This is a genomic window from Thermococcus thioreducens, assembly GCF_002214545.1.
Taxonomy (GTDB): domain Archaea; phylum Methanobacteriota_B; class Thermococci; order Thermococcales; family Thermococcaceae; genus Thermococcus; species Thermococcus thioreducens.
Genome location: NZ_CP015105.1, coordinates 1,031,765 through 1,047,482, shown reverse-complemented (window position 1 = coordinate 1,047,482; position 15,718 = coordinate 1,031,765). Strand labels below are relative to the sequence as shown.

Here is a 15,718-nt window from a genome sequence, read left to right as displayed (position 1 = left end):
ATTCTTTTAACGGTGATTCCAATGGAGCGAGTGGTCGAGATTCTGAAAGAGATACTTGAGATACCGTCCCCAACAGGCTATACAAGGGAAGTTATGGCGTATATCTCTCAGCTCCTAAACGAGAGCGGTATAAAGACGTTTTACACCAACAAAGGCGCCCTGATAGCCGGCAATCATCCCGAGCCAGAACTCGTCATAGCGGCCCACGTGGACACCCTCGGTGCAATGGTAAGGGGAATCCTGCCCGACGGGCACCTGAGCTTCACCAGGATAGGCGGCCTTCACCTTCCGGCCTTCGAAGGGGAATACTGCACGATAATCACCCGCTCGGGCAAGCGCTACCGCGGGACGCTTCTCCTCAAGAATCCGAGCGTCCACGTGAACAAGGAGGCCGGTAAGAAGGAGCGCAAGGAGGAGAACATGTACATTCGCCTCGACGAGCTCGTCGAGAAGAAGGAGGACACGGAGAAGCTCGGCATAAGGCCCGGGGACTTCATAGCCTTCGACCCCAAGTTCGAGTACGTGAACGGCTTTGTCAAGGCCCACTTCCTCGACGACAAGGCAAGTGCCGCGGTGATGATAGACCTGATGCTCGATTTGACGGGCGAACTCGAAAAGCTCCCAGTGGCGTTCTTCTTCTCGCCCTACGAGGAGGTCGGACACGGCGGTTCGGCGGGCTATCCGAGGAGCATGAAGGAGCTCCTCGTCGTCGACATGGGCGTTGTTGGAGAGGGCGTCGCGGGCAAGGAAACTGCCGTTTCAATAGCGGCCAAAGATTCAAGCGGCCCCTACGACTACGAGATAACCACCAGGCTAATCGAGCTCGCTGAGAAGCACGACATTCCCCACGTCGTTGACGTGTTCCCCTACTACGGCTCCGACGGCTCGGCGGCCTTGAGGGCGGGATGGGACGTTAGAGTTGCTTTAATCGGCCCAGGAGTCCATGCCAGCCACGGCATGGAGAGGACGCACATTAGGGGCCTGCTTGCCACAAAGGAGCTGATAAGGGCCTACATTGAAGAGAGGTTCGGGACTTAGGTATTCTTTTTCCATCTATTTGTGGTGAAAAAGGGGACAGAAGAAAATGCCAATAACCACGACATCACTTCCTTCTGCCGGCGAAGAGTAGCGCCAATATCAGGAGAGTAACCAGACCCACTGCATACACACGAATATCGCTTTTCTGGTCAGCCGGAGGTGCCGCCGGGGTGGTGGATTCGGTTCGGGATTGGTTCGGAGTGCCGGATGGTGGTGGGGTTGGACTCGAAGGAACTACCGGCGACCGCCCATGGAACCGCCTTAGCTCCAGAGACAGGTTCTCGGGCACATAGTTATCAACGTAGAACGGCCCGTTGCTTATTACCGCATGGCCCATGCCTCTGATCCACTCGATGGCCAGTGTATAGCCCTCTTCCGGGTTGCTCACATCGTCAGCGATTGCCTCGGGAACCGCCTTCTCCTCCCTTAAAACCTCCAGAACTTCCGTCATGTCTGCCGCGTGCTCCCTCGCCAGAAGGTTGAGACAGCTCACGTCCTTTCCACCCTCACTGAATGAGTATTTCCTGGGGATTCCGTATGCCTGGGATCTGGCCACCAGCTCGCCCATGGCATAATAGAGCTCCCAGGGAAACGCCGGATAGAAGACGTAGGTTTTTGCCGTGAGGTCGTCGGCGAACGGGTGGGCGTAGTTACCGTAAACCACGTAGCCGTTGTCGGCGAACTCAAAGCCAAGAACCCTGGAGAGCGATTCTGCGGCATCTGAGAGGCTCCCGTCGTAGTAGGGGTCGTCGGCACCGTCCCTGTAAGCCCAGGTGTACAGGAAGGCTATGTAGTACCTAATGTCTTCAGTCCTCATTTTGACCCCATCGTGCCACTCGCCGAGGTTGCAGGCAACGGTGACCCTGACGTTGGCCGTCTCACCTTTGTGGAGGCTGATCCAGCCCTGGGTCTGGTTGTAGATGACCGCATCGTCAGGAACGGTGAACTCACCGCGCTCGACCGTCCAGTTGCACCGATAAGGAGTGTAGAGGCCGTTCGGGCCGAGGAATATCCCGGGGTCGTGGACGAGCCCCCACAGGTTGGCAGGGAAAATGTGGGTATCAAAGCCACTAACTGGGTTGAATGGAAGACATAAACCCCCGCAGGTCGGGACAAAGTAGGCAACCCTTAGCACGCCGCCCGGTGTCCTGACATCCAGGAGGCTCCAGCGGTTGAGGATTCCTGTGGTTGGGTCGGGTGTTATGCCGACAACCCCCTCCCTGTTTACAGGCGAGAGCTCCCACTCCTCGACAAGGAAGATCCTGGCACTCTCCATTATTCCGATGCCTATGGCTATCTTCTGCAGGTCCCAGTACTGGCGAGCGCTGGTTATCGCGTAGCTTTCGCCGTTTACCTCAGTGCTGAGATTAAAGAGGAGCCTCGTCAGCTCCTCCTCCGTCCAGTTGAGAATCCCTCCCAGTTCCGAGGCTTTGCTGTAGTACTCTGCACCGATGACCCTAAGGCCGTTGTCCGGGTCGCCGTTGCCGGCTTCCCTTAGAAAATCCATGACCGTGACGGTGTTGACGTGTTTGGGTTCAACTGCCCCCGGAAGGTAGCCGTACCAGGCCGAGTAGAACCATGCGGCGTAGTCGTCAACCCAGAGCTCCGGCTGTCCCCTCACCTTCCAGCCTCCGGTGTAGATGTTCCACTCGTAGTTGCTGGACGGCCTGGCAAAGACGACCTGACCGGCCTTCTGCCTGTCCCAGAGGAGCTCCTCAACGGCGAAGCCGGCTTTCTGGAGCTGTTTTGAGACGTACATCCCTATCCCTTTCCTCTCGTCCTCGATGCGGATGACGAACTTGATAGTCACAGGCTTCCCGTCGAAGTACCACGTCCCGTTTACCTTCTCCAGCCTGTGGCCGTACTCCGCAACACTCTCAGCGGCTTCCCCCATTGCCGTCTCTATCATCTGGAGGGCAAGTTCCTCGTTACCCTCAGCCGTAAGGTTCAGAGCGGCATAGACCGGCTCGAAGTATTTGTCGGCCGGATGGCTCGGCCTGATACAACCGAACATGGGCGCGGCACCACCCCTGTAAATCTCCCGAACGATGTATTCCCTGCTTATGAGGTAGTTCATTGCAAACCTGACTTCTCTGATTGCGAAGGGATTGAAGTAGGTCTCGTTCCCCACGGTAACGATTGGGGCATCCTTGTCCGGATCGTGATAGGTGTTGAATGTCAGCTCGTTGTAGGAGACGACTGTCTTGTAGAGTTCGAGGTTTTTGAGGAGGTCTTCATCAAGACGGCGGTATTCATCGGCCGGAAGGGAGAAGAGCCCGATATCGTATTCACCCTTAGCTATCTGGCGGAGAACCAGTTCGGGGTTCTGAACTCCCTGGAACTTGATGACGTCTATTGGAGACCATTCCTCGGCTCCCGCTAATGGTGCCAGAAGAACGAGCAGGAGCAGAGAAAGGGCAATTACCGACCTCATAAACCATCACCGCGACGTTACCATGTGAGGTAAAGCCGACGGAATAATATACCCTTCGGGACCATATAAGCCTTACCACCCTGGGGAAAAAGAAAAGGGAACTCACTCAATCTTCGCCCCACAAACCGGACAGAACTTCGCCCCCTCCGGAACTATGTGCCCGTTGGGGCAGCGGTGTATTTGCTTGCCGCAGTAGGGGCAGAAGCGCGCTCCCGGCGGGATTGGCTTGCCGCAATAGGGACAGATTTCCTGGTTAGGTTGAGCCGGTGCTCCCGGCTGAGGTGCCCCCTGATAACCTGCCGAAGGAACTGCCCCACCGGCGTAGGGTTGCGCCGGTTGAGCTGACTGAACCGGTTGCTGGAGGAGCTGGGGCATTATGACCATACCAGTCCCTATCGCGGCCCCTTCACTCTTTCCAAGTTCCGCCGCCACCTGCTTCGCCGTGTCCATCTGCATAACCGCCTGAGCGTTGCCGGTCTGCATTATCCAGAAGAGCCTCTGGCGCCACTCGTCGGTGGTGTTCACTCCTTCAATCTTGACATCGACCAGCTCAAGGCCGAGCCTGCGGAAGTCCTCCATGAGCTTGACCTTGACCTGCGTGCTCACTATGTCGAGGTTCTGGAAGAGGTCGACTATAGAGTAAGCGCTGAGGTGCTTCATCATCCCCTCGTTGAAGTATGCCCTGATGAACTTGGTGACGTCGCTTGTGTCGTATAGGCTCTGACCGCCAACGACCTCAGTGATGAAGAGCACGGGATCGGCGACCTTGAACCAGTAGACGCCGTAGTACTTGACCGGTGCCAGTTCCCTCGTCTGCGTCTCTCCTCCATACCTCCCCTGGAACTGCTTCATGCTGACGAAGATCACCGTTGCCTTGAAGGGGCTGTTTGAACCGCCGACGAGCTTGTAGAGGAGCGGCAGATTCTGGGTTGTCAGTGTGTGCCTTCCCGGGCCGAGAACGTCGTAGATTTTTCCGTCGCGCATAAAGACCGCTACCTCGTACTCGTGGACTATAAGCTGCGCACCCCACTTTATGACCTCGTTTGGATACCTCCAGATTATCTCGTCCTCTCCGGGGTTCACCCATTCTATTACTTGCACCATCTTACTCACCCGCCGCGAAGCTCATCCTTCCGTTGAGAACTTCCTCAAAGTTGACAAGCTTATCGTCGAGGTTTAGAACCGCCATGCCCAGAGCTTGGGGGTTTGTTATCTCACCGTTTAAGGCTTTAACCTCGTTGAGTATCTCCTCCGCCAGCTCTATCATCTTGGCGTCGTATTCCAGGAGCCTGTTAAGTTCCTTCTCCTTGAACTTCACCCTGTCAAAGTAGCCGCGGTAGCCGGCTTCGGCATGACGAACTCTGCTTTCGAGCATCATCAGCTTCTTTCTCAGATTGTCTATAGCCATCAGCTGGGCACAGCTCACCATGGCGCACCTCTGAAGGGCGCGCTCCATCTCCCTTCGAGCCTGGGCAAGGATATCTGCCACCCTGCCTCGGACGAGCCTGTCGTCTTCCCTAATGAGCTCCTTCTTCTTGTAGCCGTGGAAGCCGGGAATTACGAGCTCTATCTTCTCCAGAAGTTTGGTTTCCTTCCCCATATTATCACCTCATTGGCCGGAAGTACAGGTTTCCTTCTCCCGTTTTCATAACCTCGCTAACCTTCCTCCTCTTGACCGAGCCCTTCCGGAATATCCCAAAAGCCCCGGCACCGGCCGAGATAAGTCCCCCTATGAGCCCCCAGGCGCTTCCGTAGATGGCCGTTGCAACTATTCCAAAGACCAGGCCCGCTCCTACGACACCCGCCCCAAGGAAGGTAGCTTTTTTCCTCGCATCGCTCATCAGCGGGTATTCTCCGAGGATTACCCTTCCGTCGGTTCCGTCCACGTAGCCTGTAAATCTTTCCCCTCTGTATTCATAATGAACCTCCCAGATCGGGTAGTGAACCAGCCCGAGGTAGCGAACCACGATTTCCATCTCTCCCGCTGATTTGTCCTCCTGGCGGGCCTCGCTTCTCAGGGCATTTTCCATCTCTGCCCTTGCCATTGCTTCCGCCTGCTCCCTGTCAAGTTCAGGTTCGTAATACCTGCCCTTTCCGACGATGCTCTCATCGAAGAAGCGCTTACCCCTTATCGGAAACGGGTAGTGGTTAAGCAGATTCATGAACCTTGAAGCGGCCGGAATTCCCAAAAATCTGGCCTCCTCAACCGTTGACCAAAGTCTGCTCCTCCCGTGGAGGTAGAAGAAATAAACCGGAACCCAGTGAAGCTCTTTCTTTGTCACCTTCGCGCCGGTTATGTCAGCTGGAGCGCCGTACTGCCTTGAGAGGAACTTGAGGAGAACCCCGGCTGGATCTTTTCTCATCGGTGGGAAGAAGAAGTGCTCCTTCTCGCTTTTCTCCCCCGTGTGGATATGGAAGGTCGTGCCGCAGTAGGGGCACGTGGCCACGCTGACCGTTTCTGGAATCTTAAACTTTGCCGAGCAGGTTGGACACTGAACCTCCATTCCTTTCACCTCCCAAGGATTCCCCCGGTGCGCTCTATCCTCTGCCCTTCAAGCACGAGCGAACCGAAGTAGCCGCTCACCCCAGCACCAAGGAGAATCGCTATGAGAGAAATCACCGCAGAGCCGTTTGCACCCCCGTAGGCCACGCCTAAAGCACCCACCAGAGTCCCTAGGACGGTTCCTGCCAAGTACTGTGCCCTCCTCCAAGTAGGCATTGGCTCCGTTGAGAGGACGTCCTTCCCGTCCCAGCCCGCGAAAACGGTGTAGAATATCGAGTTTTCAAACCTGTAATAAACCGTCCACATCGGCAGGAGAATGAGGCGAACACTTTCAGGCTCGTCTGCTTGGATATCAAAGCGCTCTATCCTGTCGGCCTTGGCGGAGTAGCGATCCCTTATGACGTCTATCGCATCCTCGCGCATTATCACCTTCGCCTGGGTCTCGTCTATCTCCGTGTTGAGTATCTCCAGCTTTATCTTCCCCCACTGATCCTCGTCCAGCTCAAGGAGCTTCATCCCCTTAGGGCGGGCTCTGGAATAGTGGACAATGATGTCATCAACGCCGAAGCTCTTGATCTGCCTCCTCGCGGAGCCGATGAGGCTCAAAACCTCGTCGACGTAGTCGTGGTAGTGCCTTTCGACGGTGTGGCAGTGGGTTTCGCCCTCCGAGTCCGTGTGGCACTCCTCCTCGCGCACCATGTATTCAACGTCACCCTCGACGTGAACGCTACCCACCCAGTACGGGGCGTAGTGGCCTTCGATGTCAACTATCTCAATCTCCTCCTTCATGCGCTTGAGGTCAAAGTCCCGTTCGACCCTTTTCCAGAAGCCCTTGGCTATGGCGTTTTTGTCCTTCGTGGGGACGATGTAGATGTTTTCCGTCCTCAGGTTGCCGCTTATATGGTTCGGAAAACCGCAGTACGGGCAGATGGAAACTATAGTTTCGGGGGATACACCCAGAGGCGCACCGCACCTCTCACATTTGAATCCAACGGCCTCCATAGCCACCACGTCCTGGTTATTTCGGGACTCCCTGTATTTAAGGGTAGTGCATTCCCCCAGGCCAGGTTTGAATTCCAAATGGGAAGAAAATTAAAAGTAGAGATTTCGAAATTTGAAATCTACTTGTTATGAAATTGAAACCAAAGGTTTAAAATACAAACCAGCTGATTTGATCTAAAACACAAAAGGCTGGAGATCATGCAAAGGTGGGTAAAATGATATCAGAAGTAAAGAATCCAGTTCGGACATCTCTCATCTGGGCCGTTAATCCATTCGAGTATCTTTACAGGCTGTGGGGATACCTGAGCAAACCCCCTGAGAACGCGATTCCCCATCTCATCGGGACGCTTGAGGTCATCGATGGCAGAATAACCGAGGTAGAGATAGAGGTAGTGTTCCATGATCGGGAGAGACCGCTGGTTTTCAGAGAGGGCCACAGGGTATACTTTCTTGTGCCGGTGAATCCTTTGGAGGGTGTGGAAGGTGCCTACCTCCGCCTCCAGGAAATCCTGGGTGAGGTTCTATGAAGCGTAAAAGCACCTCCGTGGAGATAAACGCCCCCCGGAAGAGTGTTGAGCATGTACTTGAAGACGCCCCCCAGTTCATCACCAACTGGCCGTATGTGGTCAGGGTAAACACCAGAAACGGCGTTCAGGTGGAGGTACTACTTCCGAGGTTCGTCTTCAAGTTCGGGGACACCTACACATTTACAGTAATGAACGACAGCAACAGCTACATTTACGACGGGGTTGGAGGGAGGAGCCATCTCACGGTTACAATTGGGATGAAAGAGTGGCAGAAGAGCGTTACTGCGGATATCGAGCTCTCCTACCAGGGACGCGGTGAATTTCTGCTCGGAAAAACCCTTGAAATACTCGTCAGTGGAATCGCCAAGAGCCTGAAGGAGCTGGCCGAGAACCTTGATGCGGTTCCATCACTATCGGCCTCGGCAGGTATCGCTGATAATGTGGACTTTTCAGACCCTATGAGTGTGGCGTCTTTCCTTTCCAAGTCAAAGATGGTTCACAGCGGACTCCACATAATCCAAAAGGGCGGTCTCTTTGACGTCATTATGGAGGTGCGTGGAAAGCTGAGCGACAGCGTTCTCTACGTGTCCGGGATAACTCAAGATGGGCTGAAAGCGTTTAAACTTCTCATCAAAGGAAGTCAAGTGCTCGCGGTCGAGTACAGGGACCAGAACGGCACTCAGATTGTGAAAGTCAAGGACGATGAAACCGCCAGAAAAGCCCTCGAAATAGTCTCCAGGATCGAAGGGGCGTACATGGTTAATGTCTGGGTTCCCGTGGGAGGTGTTTGAGATGATACGGAATATGAACAGCTACCCCCTCTACGATGACGGAGAGCACAGGGTCTACTGGCTCGGTATTGAAGAGGCTGAAGACGAGAAGGGCATCCTCACGAATCAATACCTTGTTATAGATGGGAACGAAGGAGCTTTGATAGAGCCCGGTGGCTTCTTTGTCTTCTCGCGAGTGCTCAAAAACGTCTCATCGCTAATTCCGCCTACGCAGATAAGGTACCTCATGTACTCCCACCAGGACCCAGATGTTGTTGCGGGCCTGAACCTCTGGTTTGAGTACGCCCCGCTCGCAAAGGTCGCCGTTTCCAAGCTCTGGGTTCGCTTCATTCCCCATATGGCAGTACTGAGTGCCGGGAGAACCATTGGAATTCCCGATAAGGGGACTGAGTTCAAACTTGGAAACTCGGTGATAAAGGCAATCCCGTCCCATTACCTGCACAGTCCGGGCAACTTCTCGTTCTACGACGAGAAGAGCGGGATACTCTTCAGTACAGACATAGGGGCGGCTGCCTTCCCCGAGGGGGAATGGTACCTCTTCGTTGAAGACTTCGAAGAACACGTCAAGCTCATGGAAGGCTTTCACCAGAGATATATGAGCTCGACTAAAGCTTTGAGGGCATGGGTTCGCTCAGTTAGAAAGTTGAACCCAAAGGTCATAGCCCCCCAGCACGGTGCGATATTCAGGGACGAGAACGTTGGAAAATTCCTTGACTGGCTTGAAAGCCTGGAAGTTGGAATAGACGTCTTTGAAAAGGAATTCTACGGGGATTAAGTCCCCAGAATTTTTCTTATCAATCCCACAAGCTCCCAGAGATCCTTCACATAGTAGTCGGCACCCCCGATTTCCCCGAAGCGCGTAACGTTGACGGTTTTCATGCCGGCACGCTTTCCTGCGAGCACGTCATGATGACTGTCGCCTACCATCATTGCCTCCTCCGGTCTAAGGCCGAGCACTCTCAGGGCCTTTTCAACGAGGTAGGGGCTCGGCTTGACGCCGTCAAGGTTGGAGTAGTCCTTGCCGTACACAACGTCGAAGTACTTCCCCAAGTCAAAGAGGTTCAAAACGAACTCCGTGCACTCCTGGGAGGCGTTGCTCACCGCAGCCAGCCTCAGACCCATCTTTTTCAGTTCTCCCAGGGCACCAACATCGGGGAACGGCTTTATCCTGCCGAGCCGCGCCATTTCCCTCCGGTAGCGGAGGTTCACCGCGTCCACGATTTTCCAGAACTCCACGTGGTCTATGCCAAAGCGCTCGACGTAGCTCCTGGGAAGCTCACCGGTTACCGTTTTTTTGTACGTCTCGTAGTCCAGCTTGATGCCATGCTCCTGAAGGGCCGGCATAACCCACATCTCATACCATTCCCTGTGATTGTAACCCTCATAGTAAACCAGGGTTTCATCAACGTCGAATATCAATCCCTTAAGCATGCCTCGGCCTCCTGGACTGGTCATCACCCTTCAGCCGGTTGATCCCTCGTCATCGGCGTAAAAAGTGGGAAAAGGGAGTTAAAAACCTTCAGAACAGCTCCTCGAGCTTGACATCAATCTTGTCCGGGTTGAACGGCAGGACGTGCCTGGTGGTCTTCGGGGAGTAGACCTCACCGCGCTTGACGAGCTCCATGACTTCCTCCTTGCTCGGGGCCTTCCTGATGAAGACGTAGTCAATCTCGCCCTTTGCCATGTCCTCTCTGGCGTCTTCCTTGAGGCCGTAGTAGATGAGCTCGATTTTACCCTCAACGCTCATCTCGTCGAGAACCTTGCTGACCTTCTTCTGCTCATCGAGGCCGCCGGGTATGGCAAAACTCTTCTCACCGACAAGGGCGAATGCTATCTCGCCCCTCTCGGCCTTCTCCTCAGCATTGGGGTCCTCGATGACTTTGAGGCCTTCCTTCTTAAGCCTCTCAAGAACCTCCTCAAGGCTTCCCTTGAAGGCCGGATACCAGGTGTAAACCTTGACATCATCACTGAAGTAGTCGAGTATAACGGAAGGAGCCTTCTTGGCACCGAGTTTTTGCAAACCGGCCCAGCGGTGGTGGCCGTCAACGATGAGGTACATATCCTCACCGGGAACCTTGGCGAGGAGCATGGGCTTCCAGAAGATTCCACTACCGGTAACGCTCTCGATGAAGGCCTCAAGCTCCTTCTGAACGAGCTGTTCGTGGGGCTTCATCTTGTCGAGTTCGATAAAAACGTAGTCAACCTTCTTGGTTGGAATGTCGTACTTCGGAACCTTTTCAACTCCCATGATCATACCTCCCGTGGGTTTACGATGGAGTAAACGTGCCGGGGGATAAAAAGGTTGTGGCAAAGGTTAAATCGTCTTGATACGAGGAAATAATGATGAGGAACGTTGCAGATTTGCCCCTTCACGGCGGCCATGTTCCGGCGTGGCTGGCGCAGAGGATGAGGAGGCTTACAAGGTTAGTGCTGGTTCTGGCGGTTGAGGAGTACGGGACGAAGGGCCTCCTTGAGAGGCTCTCCGACCCGGTCTGGTTCCAGGCGTTTAACAACGTCATCGGGATGGACTGGGACTCCTCGGGAAGCACGACGGTAACGGCGGGCATGATAAAGGACGCCCTCTGGAGGGAGGAGCTGGGGGTTAAAGCCGCCGGGGGCAAGGGGAAGAAGAGCCGTGCTACACCGGAGGAGCTTAGGAGGATAGCGGAGCTTTACGACCTCGACCCCGAGCCCTATGTGAGGACATCCAGGCTAGTGGCCAAAGTCGACACGGTTGCGCTCCAGACCGGCTACGGGCTCTACCACCACGTCTTCTTCCTCGATGAGGAAGGCAACTGGGCGGTGGTACAGCAGGGCATGAACGAGAGGGAGAGGATGGCGAGGCGCTTCCACTGGTTCGATGCTGAGACCTTCACCCTCGATCCCCATAAGGCTATCTCCGGGCTCAGGAGAGAGTTCGCCCTCAACACTGTCTCAAAGGAAGCCAAAGAATACCAGAAGACGCTCCTCGATGTGGTTCAGGAGGACCCGGTTAAAATAGAGCGCGAGCTGGAGAGTTTGAAAGCGCTCGCAAAAGGCTACCGCCCGCTCGTTTACTACAAGCCCCGCAACGTCAATGAGGTTTCCATCCTAAGGCGCTACGAAAGTCTGGGAAGGTTTGAGCTGAACAAGAGGGCATTAGAGTTTGCCCGTGAGCTTAGTGTGAGCAACTACGAGGAGTTTTTGCTATTGAAGGGCCTCGGCCCGAGCACTTTGCGCGCTCTCTCGCTCGTCCTTGAGCTCGTCTACGACGTCCACCCGAGCTGGAAGGACCCGGTGACGCACCCGCCTGATCCCTTCAAGTTCACCTACGCCGTTGGGGGCAAGGACAGAGTGCCGTTCCCGATAGACAAGCCCGCCTACGACGAGCTTATTTCCTTCCTTGAGGAGCTCGTCTCAAGGCATCCCTGGGAAAGGGCCCTCGTCCGGAACGTGACGAAGATAACCAAAAACTGGAAGTTCCCGGAGGAAGATAAGAGGGCGACGTGAATAGGCGATATCCTTTTAACTATCGGGGCGATAGTATACTATCGGGGTGGTAGTTTGTACTTTGATGAAAGACCAAAGGTCAGGAGAGATGACCTCTATGACAGGGAGAGGGAGCTGGGAGAGCTACTGAGCTCCATAAACTCACGGAAGCCCCTCATACTGCTCAAAGGAATACGCAGGCTTGGAAAGACCTCCCTCCTAAGAGTGGCCCTCAACGAAGCGAAACTCCCTCACGTTATAGTCGACCTCAGGGGAGTGAACCCCAACTCACGGCGCGACCTCTACCTCCGCTTCCAGGCGGCACTCAACGAATACCTCTCGAAAAACGCTCCCCTCCTCAAAAGATTGAAGGACAGGATAAAGCTCATAGACGGCGTGAGGATTTCCGGTGTGGGAGTCTCGCTCTCGTGGAAGAACCCCGAAACGTTGTATTCCCTGATCTCCGCCCTTGAAAGCGAGGGATTTGTAATAGCGTTCGATGAGGTTCAGGAGATTAGAGGGCCAGCCGGAAAGGAGCTGGCTTCATTGATAGCCCATTTCTACGACTACGGAGAGACGAGCTTCATATTAACCGGAAGTGAGGTCGGGCTGCTCTATGACTTCGCAGGTATTGAGGACCCCACTGCCCCCCTTTACGGGAGAGTTTTTCACGAGATAGAGCTTTCACGGTTCTCAAGAGAGCAGAGCCTCGATTTTTTGCGTAAAGGCTTTGAACAGGCAGGAATAAAAGCCCCTGAGGAGATTCTGGAAGATGCAGTCAACAGGCTTGACGGCATAGTTGGATGGCTTGTTAAATTCGGAGTAATCTCTCTCAGAGAGGGACTGAGCAGAAGAACAGTGGATAGGGTTCTTGAAGAAGCGTCGAAGATGGCTTTGGGAGAGCTTGACCGCTTCCTTGAGAAGAGACCCCTCGCAAGAAAGCGATATCTGGCAATTCTCCATGCGATAGCCCGCGGAAGAAACACCTGGAGCGAGCTGAAGACGGAACTCGAAAAAGCGGAAAAGCGTGAGATAACGGATGCAACCCTTGCGAGGCTCCTTGACGCTCTCCTCAAGGCCTCGTTTATAGAGAAAAAGATCAACGGCAGGAACATCACCTACCAAATAGCCGACCCCGTGCTGGAGTTCGCGCTGAGGAGATAAAGCGGGTTATTGCAGAAACATCGCCTCTTGCGTCGAGCAAAGCTCGACGTCGCGCAGGCGAACAAACTTTGCAAAGCAAAGTTTGACCGAAAAGCACCCTTAGCACCAAAGGGCGAAAATTAGTCGTGCACCAACCGAGTGCAACTCTAATTATGGATTTAAGGCGTAAACAAGCATTTTCAAGCGGTTCCAACTTTACCTTTGGCGTCCGAAGGACGCCTTCTTGAGTGAAACACTCCCCAAGAAGCACATGAGAAGGAAACCGCCTCAAAACGCACACTCTTTAAAAATGCATCTTGTTTTCCGCCAGCGCTGAAGCTTTTGGGAAAAGCTTCACCAAAGAAACTTTGCTGGGCAAAGTTTCACTAAAGTTTGTGGCTCTCCTTGAATTTGGATGTGTTTGAGTGTGATTACTTTAACTGGAGCTTTTCACCTTGGAATCTATCTCACTTCGCAAGTTAAAAGGAGTTCCTTCCCATTGACGCCCTTTGGGCGTCGGTTTAAAAGTGAACTCCTCACGAAAGGGAACCCTATAGCAGATTCCAACACTCTGGAGGTTGAATTTAGCGACAATCACACTTTAGATGCAAGCTCCAAGAAAGAGCCACAAACCTTGATCAAACTTCGCGCAGGCGAAGTTTGTAACTGGTGGGCCCGCGGGGATTCGAACCCCGGACCTCCACCTTGTAAGGGTCAGCTAAACCGCCAAACAGCCAACGTAACAGCGGATACACTCAAATACGCCACCGTCAGGGACGAGTTCGCCCACTACCTCCATGAACGTCTCAGTAGGGATGTCGCTCGGGACTATATCCGCTACCTAGACAAGTACGTTGGACAGGCTGACATCAAGAGCCCGGCCGATTTGAGAGGAATCCTCACCAAGGTTGACAATGGCAAGAGTGGCCGCTGGAACTTCTTCGTTAGGAGTATCCGAGCACTAATCCGGTTTGAACTAGAAAATGGAATGATTAGTGAGGAGTTCGCAGCAAGCCTCCTGAAACTCCTGAGAGAGCGGCCTGACGGGATTGACGTCAGGTTGCCGAGTGATGAGGAAGTCAGGCAGGCATTAGCCAAGGTCGAGAGGGAAGAGATGCTGATTGTCGGCCTCCTCTGCCTCTTTAGTGGGATACGAATCAAAGAGGCTATCAAGCTGGTGAACACATTCGACAAGGCGAAACTCCACATTGACGGTAATATCGCCTACTACGAGCTTGGCTGGAGGAGGGGCGGGAAAATCAGCTACTACGTCTTTATGCCAGTAGAGTTGGCGAAAAAGCTGAGGAGGTTCAAGATTACCTATGATGCTGTCGGGAGCTACTACGTCAAGCGTGGCCTTCCCTTGAAGTATGCCAGGAAGTGGTTCATAAACAAAATGATTGAAGCAGGAGTTCAGGAGAGTGTCGTCAAGTTCATGGTCGGACATAGCCAGAGTGGGGATATACTAGCAACTCACTACATCAACCTGTTTAACCAAGCTAAGCGGGCTTACAAGGAAAATGTAAATAGACTAATTAGGGCAGTTAAAATAGAAAGATTAGGGGGTTAAGACCCAAAAAGGGTAATTGCTATCTGGTAGATGACATATGCCCCAACAACTAGCACTATCGCTGCCCCTACAAGTTCAGTAGCTTTGTCTATTTCTCCGGTTCCTTTTCGGAACATTCTCATATCACCTCCTTACATAATACTTTCACGCCGCGGAATACAAAAAGCTTTCTGTTCGTCAAGTTGTTAGTTAGCATTCGACAGTAGTCTAATTGAATACAACCAGCCCTTGGCAACAAGAAAGTGGTGAGAAAATAAGGTTACAGGGTATCTTGCCTCATCAGCATGGATTGGTAGGACTCAATCATCCGAATTTCAGCGTCAATCCTGTTAATCCCCTCTATTAACTCAGCCCTCTTGTCGAGAAGTTGTAGTTTCCTCTTTTCAAGTCTTTGCCACTCTTTAAAGTTTGGGCTGTTTTTGGCGATGGACTTGATTATACCTTCTGTTGTCTTCTTGCCGAATAACCAGCCCAACATCCTCCCCTCACCATTTTGATTTTGGCCCTCCTAGTATGTAGTGGTTTTGGTGATTGGAAACCTTACACTTTCATACTGTATGTGTAGATTTTCTCCAGGATTTCTCTACACTTACCCTAGAAAAACAAGAGGAAGTGTAGAGGTAGATGGAGTTCAACTCCGGACTACCTTAGACCTGACAAGTTCATCATGCTCATAGCTTTCCCAAACCCTGACAAGTAGTAAGAGTACTGAACTCTTTTTTGCCATTTAAAAGATTTCTTAGCCTTCTTAACTTTCTTCCGGGATTTTCTTTTACGGGTCTTTGGTTCTGTTGGTAGAGCACTCAAGTGCCTCACATATGTTGCGGGATACGGTCTGAATAACCTCTTAATAGTTGAAGTGAAGGGGTTGAATTATGGTTCTTCTTTGGCTTTGTTTGGACAGGAACATCAGGCAGTGGGAGGCTCTCCCTGCGGCGGTGTGTTGGGTCTGAAATCTTCTCTGGCCTTGTCTCATGTCTCTGGATTGTTGTAGAAGTAGTCTCATCCTTCTTGTCTTCCTCTTGAGTTACAAATGGAGATGACTGGTATGTTTGTGAAGATGATGAGGTTCCTGGTCCTGTATCGGTCTGTTCCAGAGGGACATGGCTCTCACCAATAGAAAATTAGCTGGTTATTGTATACTACAATTTTGGAGACTTCTGCAGATGTAGTTCCTACATTGAATACCAGAAAAAGTCCAAAAAGGTTAACTACCGCTTACTGACAGTTAGTATCACTAAC

At 53.0% G+C, this 15,718-nt stretch carries 15 protein-coding genes; 7 read left to right on the top strand and 8 right to left on the bottom strand.

Annotation, left to right across the window (positions count from 1 at the left end):
• The first annotated feature begins 21 nt into the window (after positions 1 to 21).
• Positions 22 to 1,038: a M42 family metallopeptidase gene (locus A3L14_RS05730; protein WP_055428804.1), complete on the top strand. Its 1,017-nt coding sequence runs from the start codon at positions 22 to 24 to the stop codon at positions 1,036 to 1,038.
• Positions 1,039 to 1,102: 64 nt separating this feature from the next.
• Here the strand turns inward: A3L14_RS05730 and A3L14_RS05725 are convergent, their stop codons facing one another.
• The 5 genes from A3L14_RS05725 to A3L14_RS05705 all read right to left on the bottom strand — a co-directional run bounded on the left by A3L14_RS05725 (position 1,103) and on the right by A3L14_RS05705 (position 6,977).
• Positions 1,103 to 3,472, bottom strand: a complete 2,370-nt coding sequence (locus A3L14_RS05725) for an ABC transporter substrate-binding protein (protein WP_055428803.1) — start codon at positions 3,470 to 3,472, stop codon at positions 1,103 to 1,105.
• A 102-nt stretch (positions 3,473 to 3,574) separates the two neighbouring features.
• Positions 3,575 to 4,576, bottom strand: a complete 1,002-nt coding sequence (locus A3L14_RS05720; protein ID WP_055428802.1) for an SPFH domain-containing protein — start codon at positions 4,574 to 4,576, stop codon at positions 3,575 to 3,577.
• A gap of 1 nt (position 4,577) precedes the next feature.
• Entirely contained in the window at positions 4,578 to 5,072 is a 495-nt protein-coding gene (locus A3L14_RS05715) for a hypothetical protein (protein WP_055428801.1), read from the bottom strand.
• A gap of 4 nt (positions 5,073 to 5,076) precedes the next feature.
• Positions 5,077 to 5,976 carry a zinc ribbon domain-containing protein gene (locus A3L14_RS05710; protein ID WP_055428800.1) on the bottom strand — a complete coding sequence of 300 codons (900 nt, stop codon included), beginning with the start codon at positions 5,974 to 5,976 and terminating at the stop codon, positions 5,077 to 5,079.
• 5 nt (positions 5,977 to 5,981) lie between these two features.
• On the bottom strand, positions 5,982 to 6,977 hold the full coding sequence (locus A3L14_RS05705; RefSeq protein WP_055428799.1) for a hypothetical protein: 996 nt from the start codon (positions 6,975 to 6,977) through the stop codon (positions 5,982 to 5,984).
• Positions 6,978 to 7,192: 215 nt separating this feature from the next.
• Between A3L14_RS05705 and A3L14_RS05700 the strand changes: the two genes are divergently transcribed.
• From A3L14_RS05700 to A3L14_RS05690, 3 genes are read left to right on the top strand one after another with little or no spacing between them, the layout of a single operon-like run.
• The gene (locus A3L14_RS05700) at positions 7,193 to 7,504 is read left to right on the top strand and encodes a hypothetical protein (RefSeq protein ID WP_055428798.1); all 312 of its coding nucleotides are present in this window, start codon (positions 7,193 to 7,195) and stop codon (positions 7,502 to 7,504) included.
• Entirely contained in the window at positions 7,501 to 8,295 is a 795-nt protein-coding gene (locus A3L14_RS05695) for a hypothetical protein (RefSeq protein ID WP_055428797.1), read from the top strand. The genes A3L14_RS05700 and A3L14_RS05695 overlap by 4 nt, the downstream gene beginning before the upstream one ends.
• 1 nt (position 8,296) lies before the next feature.
• Complete coding sequence (locus A3L14_RS05690) at positions 8,297 to 9,070, top strand: oxygen-binding di-iron domain-containing protein (protein ID WP_055428796.1); 774 nt, start codon at positions 8,297 to 8,299, stop codon at positions 9,068 to 9,070.
• On the opposite strand, the gene A3L14_RS05685 is transcribed toward A3L14_RS05690, so the two are convergent.
• Positions 9,067 to 9,726 carry an HAD family hydrolase gene (locus A3L14_RS05685; RefSeq protein WP_055428795.1) on the bottom strand — a complete coding sequence of 220 codons (660 nt, stop codon included), beginning with the start codon at positions 9,724 to 9,726 and terminating at the stop codon, positions 9,067 to 9,069. The genes A3L14_RS05690 and A3L14_RS05685 overlap by 4 nt on opposite strands.
• An 88-nt stretch (positions 9,727 to 9,814) precedes the next feature.
• On the bottom strand, positions 9,815 to 10,543 hold the full coding sequence (gene serK / locus A3L14_RS05680) for an L-serine kinase SerK (RefSeq protein ID WP_055428794.1): 729 nt from the start codon (positions 10,541 to 10,543) through the stop codon (positions 9,815 to 9,817).
• Between the two features lie 95 nt (positions 10,544 to 10,638).
• Here serK and A3L14_RS05675 point away from each other — a divergent pair, with 95 nt between their 5' ends.
• From A3L14_RS05675 to A3L14_RS05665, 3 genes are all read left to right on the top strand, one after another.
• Complete coding sequence (locus A3L14_RS05675) at positions 10,639 to 11,784, top strand: DUF763 domain-containing protein (protein ID WP_055428793.1); 1,146 nt, start codon at positions 10,639 to 10,641, stop codon at positions 11,782 to 11,784.
• A gap of 54 nt (positions 11,785 to 11,838) precedes the next feature.
• The gene (locus A3L14_RS05670) at positions 11,839 to 12,927 is read left to right on the top strand and encodes an AAA family ATPase (RefSeq protein WP_055428792.1); all 1,089 of its coding nucleotides are present in this window, start codon (positions 11,839 to 11,841) and stop codon (positions 12,925 to 12,927) included.
• Between the two features lie 406 nt (positions 12,928 to 13,333).
• Positions 13,334 to 14,476 (top strand): integrase, encoded by a 1,143-nt coding sequence (locus A3L14_RS05665; RefSeq protein ID WP_157726980.1) that lies wholly within the window; start codon positions 13,334 to 13,336, stop codon positions 14,474 to 14,476.
• Between the two features lie 259 nt (positions 14,477 to 14,735).
• On the opposite strand, the gene A3L14_RS05660 is transcribed toward A3L14_RS05665, so the two are convergent.
• Positions 14,736 to 14,951, bottom strand: a complete 216-nt coding sequence (locus A3L14_RS05660) for a hypothetical protein (protein ID WP_143597778.1) — start codon at positions 14,949 to 14,951, stop codon at positions 14,736 to 14,738.
• Positions 14,952 to 15,718 lie beyond the last annotated feature (767 nt).

Coding starts and splice junctions, on each gene's coding strand:
- A3L14_RS05685 (WP_055428795.1), bottom strand. CDS start 9,726: ATGCTTAAGGGATTGATATTCGACGTTGATGAAACCCTGGTTTACTAT.
- A3L14_RS05720 (WP_055428802.1), bottom strand. CDS start 4,576: ATGGTGCAAGTAATAGAATGGGTGAACCCCGGAGAGGACGAGATAATC.
- A3L14_RS05725 (WP_055428803.1), bottom strand. CDS start 3,472: ATGAGGTCGGTAATTGCCCTTTCTCTGCTCCTGCTCGTTCTTCTGGCA.
- A3L14_RS05705 (WP_055428799.1), bottom strand. CDS start 6,977: ATGGAGGCCGTTGGATTCAAATGTGAGAGGTGCGGTGCGCCTCTGGGT.
- A3L14_RS05710 (WP_055428800.1), bottom strand. CDS start 5,976: ATGGAGGTTCAGTGTCCAACCTGCTCGGCAAAGTTTAAGATTCCAGAA.
- A3L14_RS05690 (WP_055428796.1), top strand. CDS start 8,297: ATGATACGGAATATGAACAGCTACCCCCTCTACGATGACGGAGAGCAC.
- A3L14_RS05715 (WP_055428801.1), bottom strand. CDS start 5,072: ATGGGGAAGGAAACCAAACTTCTGGAGAAGATAGAGCTCGTAATTCCC.
- A3L14_RS05700 (WP_055428798.1), top strand. CDS start 7,193: ATGATATCAGAAGTAAAGAATCCAGTTCGGACATCTCTCATCTGGGCC.
- A3L14_RS05695 (WP_055428797.1), top strand. CDS start 7,501: ATGAAGCGTAAAAGCACCTCCGTGGAGATAAACGCCCCCCGGAAGAGT.
- A3L14_RS05730 (WP_055428804.1), top strand. CDS start 22: ATGGAGCGAGTGGTCGAGATTCTGAAAGAGATACTTGAGATACCGTCC.
- A3L14_RS05675 (WP_055428793.1), top strand. CDS start 10,639: ATGAGGAACGTTGCAGATTTGCCCCTTCACGGCGGCCATGTTCCGGCG.
- serK (WP_055428794.1), bottom strand. CDS start 10,543: ATGGGAGTTGAAAAGGTTCCGAAGTACGACATTCCAACCAAGAAGGTT.